The organism is Xenorhabdus sp. KJ12.1 (genome assembly GCF_963876495.1).
GTDB lineage: Bacteria > Pseudomonadota > Gammaproteobacteria > Enterobacterales > Enterobacteriaceae > Xenorhabdus > Xenorhabdus stockiae.
In genome coordinates this window covers 52,124-70,309 of sequence record NZ_CAWNQH010000138.1, presented here as the reverse complement: position 1 = coordinate 70,309, position 18,186 = coordinate 52,124, and the positions used below count along the sequence as shown (strand labels likewise).

The following is an 18,186-nucleotide window of genomic DNA, read 5'->3' as shown; positions in this document are numbered from 1 at the left end:
GGGGATGGTTACTCTTCTCTGGTAGGCAAGCAGGTCTGTGTAATACATAAACAGCCTGAGAGCTGTAATTAATAATTAAAAAGAGAATTCAGGATATGCTGCAATTTATCCTCCGGCGTCTGGGGTTAGTGATCCCGACGTTTATTGGTATTACTCTGCTGACTTTCGCTTTTGTGCATATGATCCCCGGTGATCCGGTACTGATTATGGCGGGAGAGCGTGGTATTTCAGCTGAACGTCATGCTGAACTGATGGCAGCAATGGGGCTGGATAAGCCTCTTTGGGAGCAATATCTTCATTACATCAATGGCATACTACATGGTGATTTGGGTTCCTCCCTGAAGAGCCGTATTCCCGTATGGGATGAATTTGTCCCCCGATTTCAGGCCACTCTGGAATTAGGCATCTGTGCCATGTTATTCGCCATTTCAGTCGGTATTCCAGTTGGAGTGCTGGCGGCGGTCAAACGTGGCTCTGTCTTTGATCATACCGCTGTTGGTCTGGCACTGACCGGTTATTCAATGCCCATTTTCTGGTGGGGCATTATGCTCATCATGCTGGTTTCTGTTCATTGGAACCTGACTCCTGTTTCTGGTCGTATAAGCGATAGTGTGTTTCTTGATGACAGTCATCCCCTGACAGGTTTTATGCTGATAGACACCTTGTTTTGGGGAGAAGACGGCGATTTCGTCGATGCTGTGATGCATATAATCCTTCCGGCCGTTGTGCTAGGAACTATCCCACTGGCGGTCATTGTGCGCATGACCCGCTCATCCATGCTGGAAGTTTTGGGCGAAGATTATATTCGTACTGCGCGAGCAAAAGGCCTGAGCCGTTTGCGTGTCATTATCATTCATGCGCTACGTAATGCCTTGTTGCCGGTGGTTACGGTGATTGGTCTGCAAGTGGGGGTTATGTTGGCGGGCGCGATTCTGACCGAAACGATTTTTTCATGGCCGGGGCTGGGGCGTTGGTTGATTGATGCACTTCAGCGCCGTGATTATCCGGTGGTGCAGGGTGGAGTTTTGCTGGTGGCAACTATGATCATTTTGGTCAACTTTGCGGTTGACCTGCTGTATGGCATCGTCAACCCACGTATCCGGCATAAGAAATAAGGAGCGCATGATGACTCAACTTACTGAACAATCAGCATCAAATGCTGAGCAAACAGTATCAGGTGCGCCAAAAATGATGACGCCGATACAGGAATTCTGGCATTACTTTAAACGTAATAAAGGGGCAGTCATTGGCCTTGCCTATATCATTCTGATGTTATTGATCGCGTTGTTTGCAGGCTTACTGGCGCCACATGGCCCTGCTGAACAGTTCCGCGATTCTCTACTGTTGCCTCCGGTGTGGCAGGATGGAGGAAGCTGGCAATTTATTCTCGGTACTGACGATGTCGGGCGAGATATCCTTTCCCGCCTGATGTATGGCGCACGTCTTTCACTGTTGGTGGGTTGTCTGGTTGTTGTTATGTCGCTGGTGATGGGGATTATTCTGGGTCTACTATCCGGTTATTTTGGCGGTGCGGTTGACGCAGCCATTATGCGGATAGTCGATATTATGCTGGCCTTGCCCAGCCTGCTGTTGGCACTGGTGCTGGTGGCTATTTTCGGCCCGTCTATTGTGAACGCATCTCTGGCCCTGACATTTGTCGCTTTGCCCCACTATATCCGTCTGACAAGGGCGGCAGTGCTGGTGGAAGTCAACCGTGATTATGTGACTGCGTCTCAGATTGCCGGAGCAGGTGCAGTACGTCAGATGTTCATCAATATTTTGCCTAACTGCCTTGCTCCTCTGATTGTGCAGGCATCATTGGGATTTTCGAATGCCATTCTCGATATGGCAGCATTGGGTTTTCTGGGGATGGGGGCACAGCCGCCTACACCAGAATGGGGAACCATGTTGTCAGATGTATTGCAATTCGCTCAGAGTGCCTGGTGGGTAGTTACTTTTCCGGGGCTGGCGATCCTGTTGACAGTACTGGCATTTAACCTGATGGGAGACGGGCTGCGTGACGCGCTCGATCCTAAGCTCAAGCAGTAGGGGTATGGAATGGCATTGTTGAATATAGACCAATTATCGGTGCACTTCGGAGATGAAGATGCACCATTCCGCGCCGTTGACCGTATCAGCTACAGCGTTGAGCAGGGGCAGGTTGTCGGTATTGTCGGAGAGTCTGGTTCGGGTAAGTCTGTCAGTTCACTGGCGATTATGGGGCTGATAGATTATCCGGGCAAAGTGATGGCAGGAAAACTGGAGTTTGATGGCTGTGATCTGACAAAAATTTCTGAAAAAGAACGCCGTCAATTGATTGGTGCGGAAGTTTCGATGATTTTTCAGGATCCGATGACCAGCCTGAATCCCTGCTATACCGTGGGTTATCAGATCATGGAAGCGTTGAAAGTCCATCAGGGCGGCAGCCGCAAAACCCGTTATCAGCGGGCGATTGATTTGCTGACTCTGGTGGGTATTCCGGATCCCGCTTCCCGTTTAGATGTTTATCCACATCAGTTATCGGGAGGAATGAGCCAGCGCGTGATGATTGCGATGGCAATTGCCTGTCGGCCAAAACTACTGATTGCGGATGAACCGACAACAGCACTGGACGTCACTATTCAGGCTCAAATTATTGAACTGTTGCTTGAATTACAGCAGCAGGAGAATATGGCGCTGATCCTGATCACTCATGATTTGGCGCTGGTTGCCGAAGCTGCACAGCATATTATTGTGATGTACGCAGGTCAGGTAGTGGAAGCCGGGAAGGCGACTGAAATATTCCAAGCGCCCCGTCATCCTTATACGCAGGCATTATTGCGGGCATTACCGGAATTTGCGGTAGACAAGGCTCGTCTGGCCTCGTTGCCGGGTGTTGTTCCGGGTAAATATGATCGTCCTGTCGGGTGTCTGCTTAATCCGCGCTGCCCTTATGCCACTGAACGTTGCTATCAGGTAGAGCCTGCATTGCAATTGGTTGGAGAACGTCAGGTTAAATGCCATATGCCGCTGGATGATAAGGGGAGGCCGACGATATGAGTATTCAAGAAACGGTTATGCACAAACAGGCTGTTCACAACACGGGTGGGCAGGAAAAAGCTTCTGCCCCTTTGCTGAAAGCGACAGAGTTAAAAAAATATTATCCGGTTAAAACGGGGGTATTTTCACCTGAACGTATGGTGAAAGCATTGGATGGCGTCTCATTTGAACTGGAAAAAGGCAAAACGCTAGCTGTCGTAGGGGAATCTGGCTGTGGAAAATCCACGTTAGGGCGCCTGCTGACTATGATAGAAAAGCCGACAGAAGGGGAACTGTATTATCTGGGGCAGGATTTATTGCTGCCAGATAAAGAAGCCGAAAAACTGCGACGTCAGAAAATCCAGATTGTATTCCAGAACCCTTATGCATCATTAAATCCACGAAAAAAAGTGGGGCAGATTCTGGAAGAGCCTTTACTTATCAATACAACACTGACATCAGAAGAGCGCAGAGAAAACGTTCTGCAAATGATGGAGAAAGTAGGGCTAAAACCTGAACATTACCAGCGTTACCCTCATATGTTTTCTGGGGGGCAGCGCCAGCGTATTGCCATTGCCCGTGGATTAATGCTGAATCCTGATGTCGTTATTGCAGACGAACCTGTTTCCGCGCTGGATGTTTCGGTACGGGCGCAAGTTCTGAATCTGATGATGGATTTGCAACAAGAACTGGGTTTGTCATACGTATTTATTTCTCATGACCTCTCTGTTGTTGAGCATATTGCGGATGAAGTGATGGTCATGTATTTGGGGCGCTGTGTTGAAAAGGGCGACAAACATACGATTTTCAATAACCCGAGTCACCCTTACACTCAGGCACTATTGTCTGCAACACCGCGTTTAAATCCTGAACTCCGTCGTGAACGCATCAAATTAACAGGAGAACTGCCCAGCCCGATGAATCCGCCTCCGGGCTGTGCTTTTGCAGCCCGTTGCCGCCATGCTTTTGGCCCATGTACTCAGCTCCAGCCTAAATTACAGCAATACGGCGAGCGGCTTGTTGCTTGCTTTGCAGTAGAACAGAATCAAAATCCACCGGCATAATTGCCACGGGTAGTAGCATTAACGTCAGTGGGCGTACATAGAATGACTACGCAGTAGCTGATTTCACCCTTTATTCTCTAATACCCCGCCAATTACGGCGGGGTATTCATCTAAACGAGACGATAAGAATAAAAATCAAGTATACTCAGCCGCATTAATAAGGCGTTATAGCCCGTCTTTGGTTAATTACTGGTTTGGATAAAATGAAATCGCGTGTCAAACGTTCGTTAACTATTAAACAGATGGCGGCAGTGACTGGAGTTACTTTGGTCACTCTTGCTATTTTCATTACTATCCAATTATCGCATTTGTTGCAGCAGCGAAAAGATGATTATATTAACCAACTCCATAATGCGGCTGCTCAGATTCAAACTCCCCTGACAGATGCTTTATTGAGGTCTGATCTCAATACAGCGAAAACATTACTGATCGGGCTGAAAACATCGGGTATTTTAGGGCGGGCTGAACTGATATCCAGAGATGACTCCCGGATTATGAGTCTGGATTTCGCAACCCATCGGCCTATACCGGAACTGGCAAAGCGAGTTTTCGGCATCCCTGTAGAAATTAATATTCCTTTACATGTCTATGGTATTTCATCGAAAGACTTGGCGTCACAGGGGCATCTCATCTTACAGGTTGATTCCAATCGTGTGTATCGCTTTGCATTAAATACACTTGCGTTAATGTTGACGACTTACTTATTGCTCGCGCTTATTATTACGGTGTCAGTAAGTTGGTGTGTAAATCGTATCATCATACATCCGTTGCGTGACATCGCGAGAGAACTGCATGAAGAACATCCGCCAGCTTCCATGACCTGCCCCAAAGGTCATCAGGATGATGAATTGGGTCTGCTGGTAAAAGGTTATAATCGCCAAATAAGTAAGCAAAAGTCTCGGTGAAATGAAACCTTACAAGGTGAATAAAGGTCTAACAGTTTGCGATCTTTATTGGTTCAGACAAGGATAAAATTAAACAGGTAGGGGTAAGTGAGAATGCAATGCAAAAAAATCGGATATCTTATTGGTGGCACCATTCTGGCTACAACTTACTTTGCTCAGGCAGAGACTTTACAGCCTGATCCTGCTTGGCAACAAGGAAAACTGGAAAATGGGTTCAGCTGGCAAATCCTGCAAACCCCACAACGGCCGAATGACAGAATACAGTTGCGCTTAATGGTAAAAACCGGATCTCTGGCGGAGAAAAGCTATCAGCAGGGTTATACTTATCTCATACCCAAAATCGTTCTCTCCTCCAGTAAAGATTTATCCTCACAAAAATTGGAAAACCTGTGGCACAACGCAGTTGACAGCAAAAATCCTTTCCCGCCAGCCGTAGTTTCCTATGATTTCACCCTTTATAGCCTCAGCTTACCGAATAATAGGCCTGAATTATTGCAGGATGCACTGATCTGGCTATCCGATATTGCTGGCGGTGCTGTATTCACACCGCAAACGTTAACTCCGGCGATGAAAACATCGGAACATCTGGTATCAACTCTGCCATCAGACATCCATGATCCTGCATGGCGTATACGATTACAGGGCTCAACTCTGATTGGTCATGACCCCGGAGCGAATGTATCAATCCCTGTCGATGTCAAAAAAGTCGAAGCATTTTATCGGCAGTGGTATACGCCGGATGCAATGACTTTATATATTGCAGGCAATGTGGATAGCCGGATATTACCAGAGCGCCTTAATCAGGTATTTTCATCATTAGAAGGCAAACGTCAGACCCCTGTTGCGGTTCCTATCCTGCTGCCATTAAAAACAGAAACACTGGGAGTAGAAAGTGAGAAAGCCATACAGGACAGGCTTTCTTTAGCCTGGAACCTGAACTGGCAGCCGATTAATGATTCTCAGACACTATTTCAGCACTGGTCTAATGAACTTGCCCGTGAGGCTCTTTACCATTATTTGCAACTGAAGCTGGAAGAAAATCAAAATAACGCCAAACTGGATTTGGACTGTCGGGTTGTGTATCAACGGGCAAATTGCTACTTAAATCTGAACACCTCATCAGGCAAACTGACAGATTCCACACTTTATCTGGCTTCCGCTTTGGCATCACTACGTGAAAGCGGGTTACCACAGGAACAGTTTGATGAACTGTACAAGCAGAAGCGTATTCAACTTCAGCATCTTTTCGCCGTATATGCTCGCACAGACACAGACGTACTCATTAACCAACGCCTGATTTCCCAACAGAACAATGTGATCGATATTGCTCCTGAGCAATACAGCAGACTGAGACAGATATTTTTATCTTCCCTCACACCGCAAGTGTTAAACAAAAAACTGCAAGAGATGTTATCTCAGGAAACCTCATTTATTCTGGTGCAGCCAAAAGGGGAAGCGGTTATTGATGTGAATCAGCTCAGGGACAGCTTTAACCAGATTATGCGTCCGGGGCCATTGCCGGAAGAACCGCAGGAAACTGAAGCGATAAAAAAAGCAGACTGACCTTATCCCAAGAGGACCTAAACTGCTTTTTTATTGTTAATTTTAAATCACCTCCATAGGAGGTGATGATTGCTTCGTATACAGTTTTAGTTATTTCCTTATTTCTCGATAAGATTACAATTTCTATTTATCAATATATCTATAAATATATCATAATAATTATGTTCGGGAGGGCTAATTCTCTCTAAAAGTAGTTTTAACTTCTTAATGTTATTAGTGTAAATATTAATTTCTGATTTTTTATAACTTAAATCACTCAATAAACCATCGAATCCATGAAAATCTTTACCTATGTATCCTCTTTTACCAAAAAATGCCTCCCCGAGCATACAAAAAAAATCAAGATAGTTGCTAACTCCGTCTAAATATAGTGAAACATGGATTGTTTTTTCAGATTTTGGTAGAAAAATTTGTTGCCAGTATAAACATGCAGTTAGCCATAGTTTTTTCGATTCTTTGCATTTGTTATTTTTCCAGTATAGAAAATCATTTCCTTGAGCCCACTCTTTCAAAATGGTCATGATTGTAATAGGTGGCTCATCAGAAGTTTTTATTAACAATGAAAATTTCTGACAGTTTGTTAGAGTGTATTCTTTTTCTATGATATTTCCAAAAAATTCACAAATACACGTATTATTAATATAATAAGATATGGTAACAAGATCCTCTTGTCTGATTTTAAAGTCATTAAATATTGTAATTTCTCTCGATTGCAATAAAATTAATTCGAATTCATCGTTACCATAAGTCTTTAGGTGAAATAAGTCGATGTTGTCAGATATAGCAAGTTTTTTATCATTGACATATATGTAATATTGACTAAGAATCATCGTGGTACCATTTTATTGAATATCCATGAGGTATTTATTATAAAGTTTAGTTATGGATAAGTATTTATCTTATCAGGTTAACAAGGGTGCAAAAAATTATACAGTTTTAATTCAGGGATCATTGAGAACTGTATGATTGTCGCTGTAATAGGAAGTAAGACTTTTTACTTCTACTACGGCAACAAAGTGAGGTCCTTCATATACATTTAAAGTAAACCCTTCATAAAGCAAAAAGTGAGGAGCCTCATCAACTAAAAAATAAGCTCTTCCTAATCCTATTCTGCTTCCTATTACAACATCATAATAGTTATTATTTATGTCTAATACTAAACTCCAAGAAATTGATTCTCCAAATTTTCCTTTTATTGGGTCAGTAATAACATAATATAATTCATTAAGTGGTAGAGTTGATTTACCACCTTGAGTTTCAGAAACCCAATTAATTTTGACGTTCGCGATTAATCTAGCCATGAAAAATTACTCTATTTTACCAATTATTATAGCCATAGCGGTTATTGTTACTGTGTGATTTGTGTTATTGCACAGTGAGCTTACACAGTTGTGGACAGTTTTGAAAGCTGTAATACTTTTTTAGTGATTTTATCTTTCAATGTCTTTTTATTAAAAGACTGTTTTACCTGTTTCGCTTACTTCTGTGAATTCAAAACACAGATATAATATTTTGATATTCTCATCTATATGCCTCGATGCACTTTTGGCTCAATAACCATTGGTAAATTATATAGGCAGTGATTCACTTAACAGACTGATGTTGTACTCCGATTCTATTCGGCAATGGGCAATAAGTAAAGCCGAGAAAACAGAACATTATTACAATGGGATATTGCCACAAAATGATAACGCCAATCACTAGCAAGTGAGCAACTACTGAAAGATTAAAGCCGGAAGATCATAGGGAACTTTCCTGCTTTATTGGTAATAATTTATCTCCGATTATTGATTGTCAAATTTAATATATTTTTCATTTCCTATAATTAATCTTAGTTTAAACGAATCTTTTTTTGTGTATTCATTTATGGTGCTATGATTGCAGCTACTATAATTATCACCGATGGTGCCATCATTTTGCCACATACACACAGGACAAATTTCATAGAATGAATCTTCTTTACTTTCAAATACAATATAATTACAAGCTGGGCAATTAGTACCACTAATTAAGCTATTATCACGGTCTATAATGGATATATCATTTCCTGTAATTTCCTTGACTGTTTTTTCCAAAAAGCTATTTTTTAGTAACTTTGAGTATAGGATATTATTCAATATGATAAGGTTGTATTTTTGTTTTATTGCTTCTGATGGTAGTTTATCTTCTATTTCTCCTGCTTCAATAAGTATTCTAGCCCGTTCATCTATTCTCTCCTTAAATAAAGAATAAACGTTCAAAAAGTCCATTACTTGGGAGCATGAAAATTCAATCTTCTTCATAAATTAACCTGCTTTTTACTCCTTAAATTGCCAAATAAACTTATTGATAGCATAACATGACTCCTTACCCAATTAAAATAAAAAGGGCGATATATTCGCCCTAATCGCTGATTTCTCTTTTCAAGAAATACGTTATTTCTTCGCGGCGGCTCGCACTTCTGTTACGCTTTTTCCACCCACTCCCCAGTTATCCGTTTCTACTTCATCAATGATGACAAAAGTGGTGGCCGGGTTTTTGCCAAGTACATCCACCAGCAGCTGGGTTGCACCTTCAATCAGTTGTTTTTTCTGTTCAGCAGTTGCACCTTCGCGGGTGATTTTGATGTTTACAAATGGCATATATGACTCCTTGTAGTTTTTTATAAAGTGCTTCTGGTGAAGCAGTCTCGTTTTGTCACTCTTTTTTCTCTGCGGTGGCTATCCACGCAGCACAGAATAGGGTCAGTCGGGCAAAAAAATAGAAAAATGCCATCAGGCCAATAACAGAACCAAAAGCAGCGCCAGAAGGTGAGCTGGCAAGGCGTGGTAGCATCATTGTCATAATCGATTTAATGATCTCAAACCCGATAGCAGCCATTAAGGTTCCCTGAAACAGCGCTTTCCGTTCGGGCTGATGGCGGGGCAGGATCCACAATATCCACAGGAATAACAGATAATTGGCTGAAATGGAAATGAACATGCCAATGGATGTCCATGCTGGGCGAAGCCACTCTATACTCTCTAAGCCAAGGGCATGAACTATGCTTGCCTGCGCAGATCCGGCAATGGAATTCAGGGAGAGTGTTATGACTAACGCAAATAACAGGCCAAACAGGGAGAAAACGTCACGGATATATTGAAAGTAGATTTTCTCTTTATCTTCATGAGTGCGTTCCCAGACCTCGCGGGACTGAGCGCGGATTGCTTCACGCAGATTGCCGACCCAATTCACGCCTGAATAGAGTGCAATTGCCAGACCTGTTAATCCTACGGTTGTTCTTTGCCTTATGGCGGTATCCACGCTGTTTTTCAGCGTATTTGCCAGTGATGGATCATTGATACTATTAGCAATTCCATTGATGAGTCTTGTCAGCAAATCAGGGTTGGAAGCCAACACAAAACCCGCGATGGCAAAAGAGAGCATCAATATCGGAATAAGTGACAGAAAGGAAAAGTAGGTAATAGCAGCACCAAATTGGCTGCCCATTCTATCGTTGAAACGCTGTGCTGCCCGGATCAAGTGGGCAATGAATGGGATATGACGGATATAGTTGCCAATGCGGATCGTCACTGAAAGTGCTTTTTTTCCACCATCCAGCCCCTTCTGTAATGGTGTGCTGATAGTTTCCTTATTGATATTTTCCCTTTTTTTTAAGTCAGTGGGCATTACATCCTCTTAATTCTGGTCGTATTTGATATATGCCATAATATCCTTTTCATTCACAATGGCATTTGGTACTGGCTATTATTTAGTGATGCCAATTTATAGCGGAGTTTTATCTTTTGCTCAGCTTTTTCCAATGCTATCGGAGACATATATGCGATCAGTGTTTCAAGATCTTTCGTTTTTTTAATGACCTCAAACTTCTTTGCTTTATTGATGAATACTGCACTGAATTTATTCTGTAACAGTAATTCAATCACGTTACTCAGAGTACCTGTGCTCTTCGCATCCCATACCATCAGACCATAATCGGCTTCTTCCGCCATTTTCAGATCTTTCGCCGTAAAGAACGCACGCGTTCCTTTTGTATGCGCTGAATCTATGACACGAACAGGCCAGGATCCCAGATTATTCCTTGGTGTATTGCTGCTACTGAATACGGTTGTTTGATGGCTACCCATCTCTAGTAGCAGTTTCTGAATGGAGGAATCTGCGCCGTTGGCATCGCCCACAACAACGTTGTAACGGGAGTTCACAATTTTCCGTATGCGCTCTGTGACCAGTGGGTCGAGGTTTTTGATTGTGATAGATCCAGCGATAAAAACGGTTGTCATTTTACCTCCAAGTCAATGTTGCGACATAAATGCTCTTAACCTTACTATAGCTCGAAAGTGCATTACAGGCTGCTTCCATTGTAGCACCGGTATGGAACAGATCATCTACTAGCAGTACGTTCCATTTTCCTTCATTTTTGATGGTATCTTCAATTGAAAATGAATTACCAATAGCTTCCTCCTTTTCCTCTTTATTTGATAAATTTTTGAGAGAAGTTCCTCCGGTAGCTTTAAGCAGGATACCATCGAAGAATGGGCGATCTATCAATTTGGCTACTCTTTTGGCGAGTTCGCTGACAGGTTGAACCTTTCTGATATTTGACGCTGGCATAGGGATGACAAACCCGATTTTAGGAAAGTAAGGTTTAACTATTTCCTCCACAATACAATGAGAAAGTTGGTTAATATATTGAAAGTTATTATGATATTTTAGCTGATAAAGTGCCTGGCCAACGTCTGTTCTGACGGTATCGAAAATCGGATGCCCGGCCCCGTTGTAACCTAAAAAGGTACTACCTACCGAGTGCTTATCCAATGCATATCCCAGTGTCCAGTTTCCAGTTTCCTATTATTTTTCTCAGGCTAACTTTCATCATGTATCCCGTTATTGTATATTTTTTGTTTACTGAGAAATTACTACGCAAACGTAGTGTCTTCAATTTCATTTTCACATATACAATCATTGGAAAAACTCAAGTAAAATAAATGAGTTAATGATGATATTTATTTGTTTATTTATATGGTTTTTGTGTTTCTATGAGTAACGGCATCATGTTTATGATGCCGTTTGTATTAAGATTCGCGAATATAACTCAGAGTGTGATCAATTAATCCAGTTGATGTCCTTTGATTCCACTATATGTGGTTGGCGTTTCTGTATTGTGATTTTCGTTTTTCACGAAAGGAATTTTACCCGAAAAGACATCTTTCTGGGCTGCTCCGGTGAAATCTGCGATTGAGTCAGGTAAGTTAACTCCCATGTTTTTGCCTCTGTCGTGGCTTTTTATGGATTGATGAGCGATTTGCTGCGTATTCACGGATACGGCTCCTTGAGTGCTGTCAATCCGGCTACCGGTCAGATAGGTTCTGCCCGCGACATTCAGATTAACCCCGTTAGCACCGTTCAGGGTTGATTGCTCACCAACGGTTTCCTGATCAAGCGTGTCGTAATTGCTCTTCAGTTTTCCGTTGTAATCTTTAAAAGCAGCAGTCAGACGATCTGTCAGGCTTGGCGCTTCCGTGTTTGTTTTATCATCGTTAGTTGCAGCGATTTCCGGAGCATTATTGTCAGCAATCGGTAATGTCGCTTTATGGCTGTTATCACCTTTGACTGTTCTGCTATACCCTAATCTGCTATCTAATCCGATATTCAGGCTGTCGGTTTTATTTTTCAGACTTTCAACGTTGAGGTTGCCACCAATATTACCCGTGACCTGATCTGCGTTGATGTTGCTGCCTTTGAGTGAGGTATCCCGGGCACTGGTCAGTGTGACGTTACCACCAGTAACCTGATTGTTGTGGTAAGTCACTTTATTCAGTCTATCAACACCGAATTTAACTTCACCGCCTATATTGTATTTGTTATCGATGATGCTGTTACCGGCCTCTCCATTGCCGGCGTTGCCATCGCCGCCTTCATTATTACGCACTGTGTTAGCCATACCGCCTTTGCCTTTAGCGCCAAAGTTCCAGCCATTGTTGTTGACTGCATCATGAGCTGAGGCCAGTTCAATCCTGCCACGTTGTGCCGTCAGATCGACCTGCTTGCCAGAAACGTTCGTGCCTTGCAGAGTCAGGTTATTCGCAGCATTCAGGTTTACATTCTGTCCGCCTGTAATTGTGCCGGTTTGAGCGGTGTTTCTATTCTGCTGGCTGGTGTTATAGCCGGCACCCGCACTGCCACTGAAGTTTTTGCCATCCGGGTTAGTTCCTACAGTCAGAGAAAGCTCTCCGTTATAACCATAACTGTTTTTTTCCTCACGGTTGGTAGCTTGTTCGAACTGAATATTTCCGCCGGAATTAACGTTTGTCTGACCACTGCCACTATTCATGGAAGTGCCCTGATAATATGCGTTTCTGGTGACATGAACGTTAATGCCATTCTGGGCGTTGATTTCACTGCCAACCGCGTTTCTGTTATGGGTGGATTCTGCCTGATAACTGCCACTCCCTTTACCGTTGACAGAAAGATCGCTGCCGGTGCTGGTGTAAACGCGCATACGGGCATCGCCAACGGTACTTGATGAACTGCTGTTCTGCTGGTTGTAGGCGGCTTCACTGGTATGGCTACCGGCAGTCAGGGATGTATTACCTTTATTGGCCTGATATTTTGTCCCTTGATCGTAAAGATCGCCGTTGGTATTGATCCTGATGTCGCCTGCTTTAACGGTAGTGACGACAGCGTTTGATTGATGGTTGCTGGAGTAATGACTTTTTCCGTTCATCTCCAGTTCAAGCCCGACATTCGGTAATCCGGTTTTTGCAATGGAAGTATCCAACTTTCCGTTTGTTGCTGCTTTCGCCGTTTTTTCCATAGGGCGGGTTGTGGCACTGTAATCGGCTGAACCGCTGATTTCGCCACCAACCTGCATTTGTCTTGTGGAGTCTGATTCGGTGTTGGCTGTTGCTACATTTCGGATGCTGCCGGCATTCGCCTGATAAGTTCCCTGTACTTGATATTGAGTGCCTTGTTGTTTCAGTTCTCCCTGAGCATTCAGTTCAAGGTTGCCATTAATTCGTGCTTCTGAAACCACCGCAGTAGTGCGGTTTTGGGAATGACCATTATCAGAATAACCACCTTCAACCCCGCCGCCGAATTTATCCATACCACCGGTGGCAAAGACACCGCCACGCACTTTAGCCTGAGAATTATTGGTGGCAGTGCTGTTTTCTGCGGCTGTCAGAGCAATGTTGTTACCTGCAATTCTGGCATCACCCTGCGTTGTTACCAATTTTGTGCCATCAAAAGTAACATTTTTACCTGAATTAATGGTAATTGTGCGGCCATTTAACTCAGCCTGTTGCTGTGTGGTGGTATGGGTTTTTTGGTTATCAAGGGTATGCTCAAAACCTGCGCCGGCGCGGTATTGCTTATCTTTTGTGTTATGAGCGTAATACTGCCAGTCAAGGTTGTTTTTCTCCTGTTGATGTTCACTTTGTTCACCATAGGCAAGCACGTTGATATTGCCGGATGTATTGATATTCAGCTCACCAGCACTTTTCGCCAGGCTGCCGATAACATTGATATCTTTATCACTGATTAATTTCAGGTCAGCATCAGAGGTTAACTGGCTACCGGTGCTGGTTTGCTGGTTTGTCTGTTCCTGATTGGAATTTTTGGTGATGTTAAAGATGGTACCTTTTCTTTCATCCACTTTCTTATAGGTATTACTGACGGAGTTATCGATGGTTAGATCACCGTCATTAGCTTCAACATAAGCCCCCTGTCGAGCTTTTACCTTGCTGCCGGTAATGGTGACGCCATCTATTCCACTCAGCAGTAAATGCCCGTCTGCACTGAGATCAGAGGCATGGTGTGTTTCTACTTTATCGTGGTTGTCTTTGTTGCTGCCACCGGCAAGGCCACCCCACTTACGCTTATTTTTCTCAATAACATGGTCATCAACGAGGGATTGCACAGTCACTTTTGTCTGTTGCCCCGCCGAAACAATCATGTTTTTGTCTGAATGTACTTTAGAGCCGATAATTTCAGCATTGGCACCTGCGTTGATGCCTAAATCGCCGCCTGCATTCAGTTCACTGCTGACAAGTCTTTGGGTTGTGTCGATAGTTGCCCAATCGCCGGTTTGTAATCCCATTCCATCGTTCTTTCTGTAACCCTTTTCGAGTTTTCTTTCTGACTCAACTAAACCAGCCAGTTTTACATCCTGCTTAGCAGAAACTGAAATCTGATTGCCAGCGGTCACTTTACTGCCCAATATTTCTGCATTGCCTTCACTGGCAGTCAGGTGAACATTGTTCTGTGCATTGAGAGTATTGCCTTCATACTGATACTTTTCACTCTCATTGGTGACATCCTTCTGCCAGGATAACTGCCAATTGTTATCGGTGTTTTGATCACGTTGGTGTAGCTGCTGACCGTCCAGTTTCAAATTAGCGCCAGTGAGTTTGATGTTATCTCCATCAATATCGGTTGCCATTATCTGATTATCTTTGCGGGCAATCAGTGTGATGTTTTTACCGGTCAATTGAGTACGGGCAATGGACTCATTAATCTGTTCCTGAGAGGTATGCGCACCGCTAAAAGTACTTTGGTGATTACCTTCCCCTGTTTTTTGTAATGATGATCGGTTGAGATGCCCCTGCGCCCGCAAGTTTTTACCCTGTAATGTGATATCGCCACCCTGTAAATTTGCCGCTTCTAATTCCACATCACCGTGGGAGGCAATATAAATATCATCACCGGCTTGCATCTTGCCCCGTAGATTGACGCCACTGCCTTCTGCGGTATTCATCAGACGGATACGCCCAGCCTGCATACTACCGAAGTAATAGCTGTCGAGCGCTCCAGCACCCGCCTGTCTTGAATCCAATATTCTGCCATCTGCGGCAATCTGGTTATTTCCGGTGGTAATATTGAGCGCTTTGGGCGTGATAACTTTTCCTCTGATATCGATTCGGGGCGCGATAAGGTTCAGTACATCATTGTGGGTCAGCCCCGCATTTCTGATATTCAGGGCATTTTTATTATTGAAGTTATTGAACCCTTGCAGTATGCCATTCTCAACCAACGGATTACCGACCACCAGCGAAGCCTGATTGGTGTTGATAAAGCCACAGCCGTTACAGGTAATACCGTTGGGGTTTGCCAGTATATAGTCGGCAGCCATGCCGAAAACTTCCTGTTTGCCGAGTAAGAGTGAAGGGTTACGGCTGATCACTTCATTCAGAATGACGCTGGCGGCCTGTCCGTTCAAATTACTGTTAGCCGATAATTGCCCGGCTAATTCTGACTGTCCATTAGCCAGTGAGTTATTTAACACCGCACCCATTTGGTTGACGTTAAAATCCTGATACTGGTTATGTGATAGTCCTGATTCGGAAGGTGCCACGATATTGATTACCGTGGCGCCTGTTTCAGCAATGCTGACGTCCGGTCGATGAGCTGCATCACCACCGGGAGTGATGCCACTGGCAAAGCTGGTTGAACAGGTAGCCAGAATTATCGCCATTGATGCCGCAAGTTTTCCCGTAGGAGATAATCTGAATATTTTTCTTTTCATACTATTACCTCTATTTACTTTCTGTCGTGTGAATGTGCAGCATCCCGGGGAGAAATTCTCCCTGATTGGCCGCGGTTAAAAATAGTTATTATTCAGGTGGTTAAAATAAATAAGAAAAGCGGGTTAATAGCTGTATAGGCTCACTTTTATCTCTGTCCTGATGAGATAATGTTTTGCCACGGCTCACCTCAATATCCGCCAGAAAGTGTTGATGGCGTAAGGCCGCTCCGACACTGAATCCTGCGTTGCTTCTCCACGATGCTTCTTTCCGGTTATGGCTTTTAATTTGACCGACATCGGCTCCGACACGCAAAGTCAGTGAACTTTCAGGCAAAGGTATTGCGTAAGATAAGGTGTTTCTCAGATACCAACCGTTATCAGCGGAGAGGGTATTTTTGCTGAACCCCCGTACCGCATTGCGATCAGTAATATTGAGCCACTCAACGCCAGGGAGTCCATTTGGGCTGTATTGGGTATAAAACTGGCTGTTAAGGCGGTATGGCACAGTAAACAGTTTGAAATTCTGGTGTAAATTGACAGACAGCTTTCCTTTGGTGAATCGCGTATTCAGATTATGAGTGACTGTCTGGGCGCCGAGCCACGGTGTTCCTTGCTCAATGCCGGTGTCAAACGTGATGAGACCATTCGGAATAATTTGTAAGTGGCTTATTCCCAGTGAGAGCACTGCTAGTTTCTGACTGCTGACGTTGGATTTGGACTCGTTGTAGTAGGTGTTGGAATCCTTGTAAACGAATTGGGTATTCACCGTCGAAATTTGTGACTGATTGCGGTGGAATATCCAATCCATACGCATACCGGATTGCTGAGAGTTTCCGCTCAGTTTGAATGACTTGAGCCGCAACTTTAGCTGGTTCTTATATTGGGAATAGCTGGTAAAACCGCTGAAAGTGACAGCACCATAAGGCAGCGAATAGAACAATGTTGCAGCCCGATTATATTGGGTGCTGGGTTTATCAATGGTGCTGACCCCATTGACGCTGACAAAATCTGATAGCCCGAACGGACTGTCAAAGCTGGCATTCAGCCTGCTGATCCATTTACCGGTACTTTTCTGCCCGTAGTTATCTGTTATTGCGGAGATATGCCACGGTGTGGAATGTCGGTTATGCAGCTTGACGATAGACCCGCCACTTACTGTGCCGGGCAGAATATCGAGTGTTGTTTTATTCGATTGCAGACGATTTGACTGATCCAGCCCTTGATCCAGCTGATTCAGGTTTAGTGGCTGATTAATAAGCCCGGGGAATAACATCCGGCTATTAACCCAGCGGTCACCACCTTCGATGGCTTCGACGAAACCTTCAATGACACTGAGTCCTAACTCCCTATTATAATTAGGGGGAATGAATTGCACCCTGGCAGTAATGTAGCCTTTGGCGATATACAGATTAGTGATTTCTGCTGTCAGTCTATTAATGTCATTGCTGGTAATACATTGTTCGGGCAGTGCGCTGAGTGCATCCAGTTCAGTCAGAGAAAGCAGGGTAATGCCCTGAAGATAAACTCCGCTGATATCCAGACATGCGGGGGTTTCCGTCAGCACTGGAGAGACAGTTTGTGGTGAAAGGGTATCAGAGCGTTCGATAAATCCCCGGTAGCGACGCTGTTCAATGAGCTGGTCTATTTCCCGTGAACTATCCTGTAAGGTTCTTCTGGCTTCGTCTATAGGTAGTACAGCATCAGGTGCTTCTGGCAGTGCGCTGGCCTGAAGGGATACAGATAATAAGATAAAAACTGCCGTCCTTTTGAACATCGTAGCACCCAAATGGCTATGGTTGAGTTGGATTGCGCATACCTTTCGTCTTTCTCGTTATTTCTGAAAAACCCTTAGGTATATATAGTTATTCTGGTTTACTAATTAATCATTAAAGCATATAAATTATTTTATTTTGCTCTGATTACTGGTTGTCGTTCGTTCTATTTGATTATTTATAGTTATATATTTAACTTAATTATTTACCATAACCCATTTTGGTTATGTTTTGTTGGATGGTTTGGAATTAACTCAAATTAGTGGTGAGAATTAACTAAAATTTCAAATAATTAATGAGGGCGATATAGGCTATTTTTTATAAAGATAGATTCAACAGAAAGTGACATTGGTTATTAATAA

Annotated in this window: 15 protein-coding genes; 6 read left to right on the top strand and 9 right to left on the bottom strand. The window is 43.6% G+C overall.

What is annotated here, in order from left to right; all coding sequences use genetic code 11:
- Positions 1 to 95: 95 nt before the first annotated feature.
- From dppB to AACS92_RS21190, 6 genes are all read left to right on the top strand, one after another.
- Positions 96 to 1,115 carry a dipeptide ABC transporter permease DppB gene (gene dppB, locus AACS92_RS21215; RefSeq protein WP_099109486.1) on the top strand — a complete coding sequence of 340 codons (1,020 nt, stop codon included), beginning with the start codon at positions 96 to 98 and terminating at the stop codon, positions 1,113 to 1,115.
- Between the two features lie 10 nt (positions 1,116 to 1,125).
- Entirely contained in the window at positions 1,126 to 2,049 is a 924-nt protein-coding gene (dppC, locus tag AACS92_RS21210; protein ID WP_099109485.1) for a dipeptide ABC transporter permease DppC, read from the top strand.
- 9 nt (positions 2,050 to 2,058) lie between these two features.
- The gene (gene dppD / locus AACS92_RS21205) at positions 2,059 to 3,039 is read left to right on the top strand and encodes a dipeptide ABC transporter ATP-binding protein (RefSeq protein ID WP_099109484.1); all 981 of its coding nucleotides are present in this window, start codon (positions 2,059 to 2,061) and stop codon (positions 3,037 to 3,039) included.
- 17 nt (positions 3,040 to 3,056) lie between these two features.
- The gene (gene dppF / locus AACS92_RS21200) at positions 3,057 to 4,082 is read left to right on the top strand and encodes a dipeptide ABC transporter ATP-binding subunit DppF (protein WP_099109572.1); all 1,026 of its coding nucleotides are present in this window, start codon (positions 3,057 to 3,059) and stop codon (positions 4,080 to 4,082) included.
- 203 nt (positions 4,083 to 4,285) lie between these two features.
- Positions 4,286 to 4,987, top strand: a complete 702-nt coding sequence (locus tag AACS92_RS21195) for a HAMP domain-containing protein (protein ID WP_099109483.1) — start codon at positions 4,286 to 4,288, stop codon at positions 4,985 to 4,987.
- A 93-nt stretch (positions 4,988 to 5,080) separates the two neighbouring features.
- Positions 5,081 to 6,550: an insulinase family protein gene (locus AACS92_RS21190; RefSeq protein WP_099109482.1), complete on the top strand. Its 1,470-nt coding sequence runs from the start codon at positions 5,081 to 5,083 to the stop codon at positions 6,548 to 6,550.
- A gap of 98 nt (positions 6,551 to 6,648) precedes the next feature.
- On the opposite strand, the gene AACS92_RS21185 is transcribed toward AACS92_RS21190, so the two are convergent.
- From AACS92_RS21185 to AACS92_RS21145, 9 genes are all read right to left on the bottom strand, one after another.
- Positions 6,649 to 7,380, bottom strand: a complete 732-nt coding sequence (locus tag AACS92_RS21185; protein ID WP_099109481.1) for a hypothetical protein — start codon at positions 7,378 to 7,380, stop codon at positions 6,649 to 6,651.
- A gap of 111 nt (positions 7,381 to 7,491) precedes the next feature.
- Complete coding sequence (locus AACS92_RS21180; RefSeq protein ID WP_099109480.1) at positions 7,492 to 7,851, bottom strand: hypothetical protein; 360 nt, start codon at positions 7,849 to 7,851, stop codon at positions 7,492 to 7,494.
- A gap of 483 nt (positions 7,852 to 8,334) precedes the next feature.
- Positions 8,335 to 8,832 carry a CPCC family cysteine-rich protein gene (locus AACS92_RS21175; RefSeq protein ID WP_099109479.1) on the bottom strand — a complete coding sequence of 166 codons (498 nt, stop codon included), beginning with the start codon at positions 8,830 to 8,832 and terminating at the stop codon, positions 8,335 to 8,337.
- A gap of 132 nt (positions 8,833 to 8,964) precedes the next feature.
- Complete coding sequence (locus AACS92_RS21170) at positions 8,965 to 9,171, bottom strand: 2-hydroxymuconate tautomerase family protein (RefSeq protein ID WP_099109478.1); 207 nt, start codon at positions 9,169 to 9,171, stop codon at positions 8,965 to 8,967.
- Between the two features lie 55 nt (positions 9,172 to 9,226).
- A complete protein-coding gene (yhjD, locus tag AACS92_RS21165) occupies positions 9,227 to 10,198 on the bottom strand; it encodes an inner membrane protein YhjD (protein WP_099109477.1) in 972 nt (323 codons plus the stop codon).
- 53 nt (positions 10,199 to 10,251) lie between these two features.
- On the bottom strand, positions 10,252 to 10,809 hold the full coding sequence (locus AACS92_RS21160) for a hypothetical protein (RefSeq protein WP_099109476.1): 558 nt from the start codon (positions 10,807 to 10,809) through the stop codon (positions 10,252 to 10,254).
- 1 nt (position 10,810) lies between these two features.
- Positions 10,811 to 11,344 (bottom strand): ComF family protein, encoded by a 534-nt coding sequence (locus tag AACS92_RS21155; RefSeq protein ID WP_206602239.1) that lies wholly within the window; start codon positions 11,342 to 11,344, stop codon positions 10,811 to 10,813.
- 292 nt (positions 11,345 to 11,636) lie between these two features.
- Entirely contained in the window at positions 11,637 to 16,052 is a 4,416-nt protein-coding gene (locus AACS92_RS21150; RefSeq protein ID WP_099109474.1) for a hemagglutinin repeat-containing protein, read from the bottom strand.
- Positions 16,053 to 16,152: 100 nt separating this feature from the next.
- Positions 16,153 to 17,826, bottom strand: a complete 1,674-nt coding sequence (locus AACS92_RS21145) for a ShlB/FhaC/HecB family hemolysin secretion/activation protein (protein WP_099109473.1) — start codon at positions 17,824 to 17,826, stop codon at positions 16,153 to 16,155.
- Between the last annotated feature and the right edge of the window lie 360 nt (positions 17,827 to 18,186).